The sequence below is a fragment of the Zhouia amylolytica AD3 genome, from assembly GCF_000511935.2.
Classification (GTDB): Bacteria; Bacteroidota; Bacteroidia; order Flavobacteriales; family Flavobacteriaceae; genus Zhouia; species Zhouia amylolytica.
Genome location: NZ_AYXY01000007.1, coordinates 1 through 7,272 on the forward strand (window position 1 = coordinate 1; position 7,272 = coordinate 7,272).

The 7,272-nt window shown below is 39.3% G+C and carries 4 protein-coding genes; all 4 read right to left on the minus strand.

Features of this window, described 5'->3' with window-relative positions; all coding sequences use genetic code 11:
- Positions 1-1,664 (minus strand): PKD domain-containing protein (locus tag P278_RS03225; protein ID WP_152973881.1); only part of this gene is annotated, 1,664 nt, incomplete at its 3' end.
- A 598-nt stretch (positions 1,665-2,262) separates the two neighbouring features.
- On the minus strand, positions 2,263-4,173 hold the full coding sequence (locus tag P278_RS03230) for an OmpA family protein (protein WP_235444240.1): 1,911 nt from the start codon (positions 4,171-4,173) through the stop codon (positions 2,263-2,265).
- A gap of 12 nt (positions 4,174-4,185) precedes the next feature.
- Positions 4,186-5,115: a PorP/SprF family type IX secretion system membrane protein gene (locus P278_RS03235; RefSeq protein ID WP_038262323.1), complete on the minus strand. Its 930-nt coding sequence runs from the start codon at positions 5,113-5,115 to the stop codon at positions 4,186-4,188.
- Between the two features lie 14 nt (positions 5,116-5,129).
- On the minus strand, positions 5,130-7,272 hold a 2,143-nt coding region (locus P278_RS03240; RefSeq protein WP_038262326.1), incomplete at its 5' end, for a gliding motility-associated C-terminal domain-containing protein.

Consider the following 7,272-nt stretch of genomic DNA (forward strand, 5'->3'; position numbering starts at 1 on the left):
ACATCACTTACAAAGGCCACGATAGGGTTGGCAGTACAGTTATCCGCTTCATCGGTAACTACTGAAATATCCGGAGCAGGTACATCACCAATACACTGAACAGTAACAGGAGCAGGGTTAGACGCAGTTGGAAGAATATCATCATCAACGGTAATGGTTTGAGTCACGTTGATAGCGTTCCCACAATCATCAGTTACGCTATAGGTTCTTGTGATTACCTCCGGGCAAGTATTCCCATCCGACACATCACTTACAAAGGCCACGATAGGGTTGGTGGTACAGTTATCTGCTTCATCGGTAACTACTGAAATATCCGGAGCAGGTACATCACCAATACACTGAACAGTAACAGGAGCAGGGTTAGACGCAGTTGGATTAGTTGTGTCATCTATATTAACAACCTGCGTATCCGTAGCAATTTCGCCACACTGATCGGTAATCGTATAAGTTCTGGTAACTACAATTGGACAAGTACCAGTAGAGCTGTCCTGATATGAAATACTGGCAACATTACTTTCAATAAATGAACCACCCTCAGCGGTAAATTGTGTTTCATTGATAAAGATTTCTACTTCACTATATGCTAGAGATGTAGTACCATTAATGACATCTGTTGCACTACAACCTTCTATGGAGTATCCTGAAGGAGCTGTTATCGTTGGTGCTTCAGTATCTAAAACAATGATAGAAGAACTTCTTTCGGCAGTACAACCTCGACCATCGGTTACGGTAACTGTATAGTTTCCTTCTCCAAGTCCGCTTATATTTTGACTCGTAGAAGTGAAACCGTTGGGACCTGACCATTCATAGGTGTAATTTCCATCACCTCCGGAGGCATTAACAATTAAACTACCGTCGGTATCTCCGGAACATAGAATATCAGTTTTATCTATCGTAGCTGATACAATTTCATAAACAGTGACGGTAAAGGTCTGGCTCTCCACACGGCCATCAGCATCGGTTACGGTTAATGTTACATTATAATCCCCGGCACCTGCATAGGTATGAGAAGGAGAGGCTTGTGTAGAGGTATTTCCATCTCCGAAATCCCAGCTATATGAATAAGCCACATCATTTTCACCTCCACGTGTAAGATCCGTAAAATTTATATTGTAACTATTACAAGGATTTTCAAAATTAAAGTTTGGTATGAGGGGTCCGTCTACCTCAAACCCAGGTGGGTTTGAGTAACATTTTCCAAATCCATTATTAGAATCACATGGATCCTTATCATTTGCTTCCCAGGATACAAATACATCTGTTGCCTGAATTTTATCCCCACAGGTGTATGTAATTGGTGTTAGTTGTATATCGACATATGTAGGTATTGCAACTTGTTCGTAATGGCAAGAAGAATAAGAAGTTGTCGTGCTTGGATCATCATTTAATATAATATTAAAAGCAATACTGAGAGTGAACCTGTCAGTTGCAGTATTTCTGGTAAATGATGAATATATATAGGCGGTTTGGGTGGTTCCCGGTTCACAGGAGGTATTAATAGGGTTACCATCGGCATCACCCAGGTAAAAATTACCTACCGTAAAATCCTGAGAGTCACATTGCCCATACCCCGCACCGATGCTCATCCAAAATAGGCATATTAAGGAAAGAAGTTTTATAAAGTAATCACACTTTGTGTATAGTGAGAGTAAAATTTTTCTCATAGAATTGGATTATTTAGCAAGTAAAAATGAAATAACGAATAGCGAATCAGCGAATGACCACTATGAGCTTATTCAATTCGATTATCTATACAAGTGATAAACTTTAAATAATAGAAATTACCGGTTAATAATCCGTAATGATCTCCATCCTTTATAGTTGAATGAACTACAAATTTGTGATTAGTGAATAGAGTGCCAGGAAGGCACGAAAGTTTCGAGTAAAAATGTTTCATGGGCCTATGGTTTATTTAATTGCCCATAGTAACCATGCTAGCTATTAATCAATATTTTTAGGGACTAGCAAAAAATATTAATGTTCTATACATTAATATTTAGGGTAATTGGTTTAAGTAAGGGCAACAGGAATTATCCTTGTTACAAAAGAACTTTAGACCCAACTCATTAACAAAAAAAAATGTTAAAAGACTCGTTTTGTCGTTAACGGAATACCCCTCTTTTATTTAATCGATAAAACATGTCCTTTTATCGATATAGAGATCAAGTGAAATAAAATGTCAGATGAAATTTGGTCGGACAAGTATTATAGTCCATAACTGCATTTCATCTGACATTAAATTTAAAAACCTATATGGATGGATTAATAGTATTTCACAATATAGAAGTACGATCTTCTGTTTTCCTGATGTTTTGCTTCCGAGCACCTTACTCCATCAGCACATTCGTTTAGTAATTGACTTTCGCCATACCCTTTAGAACTTTCAATGCGTTCCTGCTCGATACCTCTGGATAATAAATATTCTTTGGTCGAATCTGCTCGGCGTTGAGAGAGCTTCATGTTATAACGTTTACTACCACGGCTATCGGTATGAGATTCTATTTTAATCACCATTTGCGGGTGATTCTTCATAACATTCACAATATGTTCTAACTCATATTGAGCATCGGTACGTATATCCCACTTATCAAAATTAAAGAAGATAGGATTCAATACAATCTGGTCTTTATCAATTAATGGGATCAAATCAAGGTCCGCTTTGATAACCATGTCGTTTTCTTTGGTAGTGCTTATTTCCAGCAAGGTATCTCGGTAATCAGGTTTAGTCCCTTTAATCTTGAATTGCTTGTCACAATCCAAACGAAGACTGTAAAGGCCTTCGGCATTAGAATTGACTTTCGTGAGTAATTTACCCGTACTGTCATAAACAGATACTTCAGCCTCCAGCGGGAGTTGAGTACTTGCATCTCTAACGATTCCCTCAACGAGTTGCGTACAATTAAAAGCTTCATAATAATAAATATCATCACCTCCTTTTCCTCCAGGTCTGTTCGATGAAAGGTAACCTGTTTTAAGATCATTATTCATAAAAAAGGCAAAATCATCAAATTGACTATTATAAGGAGCTCCCATATTTTCAGCGGCAGCACTATTATCGTGTATTATATCAGATTTGTAGATATCTAACAACCCAAGTCCGAGGTATCCATCTGATGAAAAGTAGAATGTACTGTCTTTAGCTACAAAAGGAAACATTTCTTTCCCTTCTGTGTTAATATGTTTACCTAAGTTTTCAGGTTTACCGAAACTGCCATCTTCATTGATGCTAACCGCATAAATGTCAGTTTGTCCAAATCCACCTTTTTTATCTGATACAAAGAATAAAGTTTTACCATCCGGACTTAAAGCCGGATGTCCAACTGAATATTGAGAGCCGTTAAAGGGTAGTTCTTCAATATTTTGCCATATTCCATCTACCAGTGAAGCTTTGTAGAGCTTTAAATGGGAAACCCCACGATGATCGGATTTTAAGCGATTGTTCTTGCTTACATTGTTACGTGTAAAGTAAAGGGTTTGTCCATCTTGAGAAATTGCAATATTGGCTTCATGGTAAGGAGTATTAACCTTTTTAGCCTTCAGCTCTTCTATACCAGTAACCGTAATTGCATCACCATTGCTGTTAACATCTGCCTGATAGATGTCCAGGAAGGGTTGTCCGTTCCATCCGTATGTCTTACCATTCGGTTGTCCGCTTGAATAATAAAGCTTATCGCCAACAGCATAAGCACCGAAGTCATAATCTGCTGTATTTATTGGAAGGTTTTGAGTTCGTACATAAACCCCTTCCGTTTTAGCGTAATCTTTAAAATAGTTTGCTAGATTACCCTGCAGTTGTTGAGTACGACTATCATTCTCAGTAATGTCATTAAATATTTTTAACCAGTCGTTTGCATTTTCATAATTGCCAGTACTTCGCTGTGTTTGAATGTATTTATAGACATACTCAGGTTTCTTGTCATATTTCTTGTCTTCTTTTAAGGCAACTTCATACCATTTAGCAGCCTTTTCTGATTCTGAATTGTTATAATAGCAATCGGCCAATTTGTATAAAGTTTCAGGTGTAGAATCACCATCCCTTACTACCTCTTCATATAGCTCTGCTGCTTTTACATACGAGAGGTCATTAAAATATTTGTCTGCTACAAACTTTTTCTGTCCATAGAAACTTATGGAAGTCAGAAAACATATTATAAGAAGTCTTAATTTCATCATATTACAAGGCTTTTAGAAGTATCTAGGACATTTACAGTTTTTCGTTTTAAACTCATAAATTAATAAAAATTCATGAGTTCCTGAGGTATAAGGCCTTATTCCTGATACCGGTAATTCGTAAGCATATCCTAAACGAAACTTATCCGATATCTGAAAATCAACAATGGCTCCAAAGGTGTTAAATGAATCGAATCGATAGGCAGCTCCTAACCATAGCTTTTCATTGAATAAAAAGTTAGCAGTAGCATCTAGTGATAAGGGTGCACCATTGGTTGCTTTAACCAGCATTGAAGGCTTAAATTTTACATTTGTGTTTAAATCAAATACATACCCAGCAATTCCATAGTAACTTACACGCTCCAGGGCAACATAATCAACGCCGGCGGCTTCACCGTCATTGTAGTCATTGTTTAATATTCTAGGAGCTGATATACCTACGTACCAACGTTCGTTGTGTAAATAGGTTCCAACCCCGATATTTGGAGTCCAGCGATTAGAGAATTCCGTAAAAAAAGGATCGTTTGCTACACTAGGATCTGTTAATAATGCATCATCCAAGGTGTAATGTGTCATACCTCCTTTTAATCCAAATGCTAATCTCGTAGCGGCACTCAATTGAATAGAATAGGAGAAGTCCCCGTAAAAATAGCTGGTGTTTTCATATCCCAGGTTATCGTTAATAAATGAAAATCCTAGTCCTACCTTTTCATTTTTTAAAGGAGTATGTACCGATACGGTTTGCGTTGAAGGGCCACCTTCGAACCCGGCCCATTGAGATCTATGTAGCCCAACAACACTAAACCCACCTCTACTCCCTGCATAAGCAGGGTTGATAGAGATTGTGTTAAACATATATTGTGTAAACTGTGGCAACTGTTGCGAGAATGCTTGGGTCCCGCAGAAAATTGCTATAACGTATATAATATTTCTAAATGTTTTCATGAGTCAAGAGTTTTTTATTTAGTACCAACATATATGTAGCCGGTAATAGGTTTTAATCCACTGTTTTCTAATTCTACCACATAGTAGTAGGTACCCGCTGGCACTGTCCTGGAGCTACCTACAGCACTGCTGGTAGTGGTTCCATCCCAGTTATTCTGATAGTTGTCTGACTCGTAGACAACAGTACCCCAACGGTTAAAGATCTTGACATTGGTAGTAAATCCGCAATCTGTTGCACCATTTACTTCAAAGTATTGATTATGTACATCGTTATTAGGAGTAATAACCTTCGATACAACAATATCATCTTGTCCACATGGTAATACAACACATTCATCGTGAACTGTGATTCTGAATTCTCGTACCTGTGGACAATCATTTACAGTTTCTGTGTATTCAACCGTATAAACCCCTAATTCGGTTTCTGAAGGTCGAATTACTGATCCGATAAGATTGATTAGTCCTTCTTTAATGGTCCATCTACCTCCACGGGCAACACCATCTTCCAGGTATTGTTCCAGGTCGACTTCGGCATCTTCCACACAGAACTCGATTTCTCGAAGAGCGGAACGCGTTTCATTAACAGCTACATTCACCACCTGTACGTATTCAGCAGTGTTATTACAGCTGTCAGTAACGGTCCATGTTCTGGTGATGGTATAGTCAGCAACGACATTGTCTTCTTTTGTACTGCTCTCTTCAAACTGTACATCTACTACTTCACCACATGCATCTGTAAAGTCAACTTCAGGAGCTACCGGAATGGCATCACAAGTTACATCCAGTTGGCTATCGATAGTTACCGTTGGCACTGGTGCCGTGGTATCCATTAAGGTGATAATCTGGATGTCAGTAGCTGTATTACCACAGTCATCAACAAGGGTCCATGTTCTGGTAATCATACTTTCACCTGCACATTCTCCTTCTTCAATCGAGTCACTAAATGTAGCTTCCAGGTCTGTTGAACAATTATCAGCCTCATCCGTTACATCGCCAGTGATTGATAAGTCTGTTACATCCACATCACATTCAAGCGTTACATCTCCCGGAACCGTAAAGGTCGGTAGGGTTGTGTCTTCCACCGTGATCGTTTGAGTTACTTCGGTGGTATTACCGCAATCATCAGAAACACTATAAGTTCTTGTAATTACTTGAGGACATGCACCACCGTCAGAAACATCGCTCACAAATACTACAGTCGGAACCGAAGCACAGTTATCAGCTGCATCCGTCACTACTGATACATCCGGATCCGGTACATCAGAGAAACATTCAACGGTAACAGGCGTGGGGTTGGATGCAGTTGGTGCTGTGGTGTCTTGAACAGTGATGATTTGTACATGCTCAGTTTCAAGGCCACATTCATCAGTAGCAGTCCATGTCCTGTTTAAAGTGTAATTAGAAACACAATTCCCCTCAGTTCTCACCTCCTCATAAGTCACAACCGCATCACCACAGTTATCGGTAGCTGTTAAAGTTTCAGCTACAGGAACTGCATCACATTCTACCGTTGCATCAGCTGGAAGTGTTTCCACAAACACAGGAGCTGTAGTATCCTCTACTGTAATTGTTTGAACATGTACAGTGTCGTTACCACACTCATCTGTAGCGGTCCATGTTCTGGTTAATATATAACTGGAAGGACAAGAGCCGTCAGTTCTAACTTCATCGTATGTTACTATAGCAGCGCTACACGCGTCATTAGCAGTAAGTATTTCAGCAGTTGGTACTCCATCACACTCAACCGTTACATCAACAGGGAGTGTTTCGTTGAACGATGGATCAATAGTGTCTTCGATAGTGAAAGTGGCCGTAGTTTCCGAGAAGTTACCACAACCGTCAGTAGCAGTAAAGGTTACCGTTACTGAACCGGTAGCACCACATTCATCTGATAAGGCGTTGAAGTCATTGGTCCATGTAATTACAGAACAATCATCCTCAGCAATAGCTCCTCCATTATTGTCCAACCAGGCTTGAAGTTCAGTTGCATTTCCACTTCCATCACACTCCACTGTTTCATCAGCAGCATCTGTAGTAATGTTTGGAGCAGTAGTATCCTCAATTGCATAGGTTGCAGTTACCGAAGATTGATTACCACACTCATCAGTGGCGGTAAATATTACTTCAATAGGTGCAGAGCAATCAGAACCGGCTCCT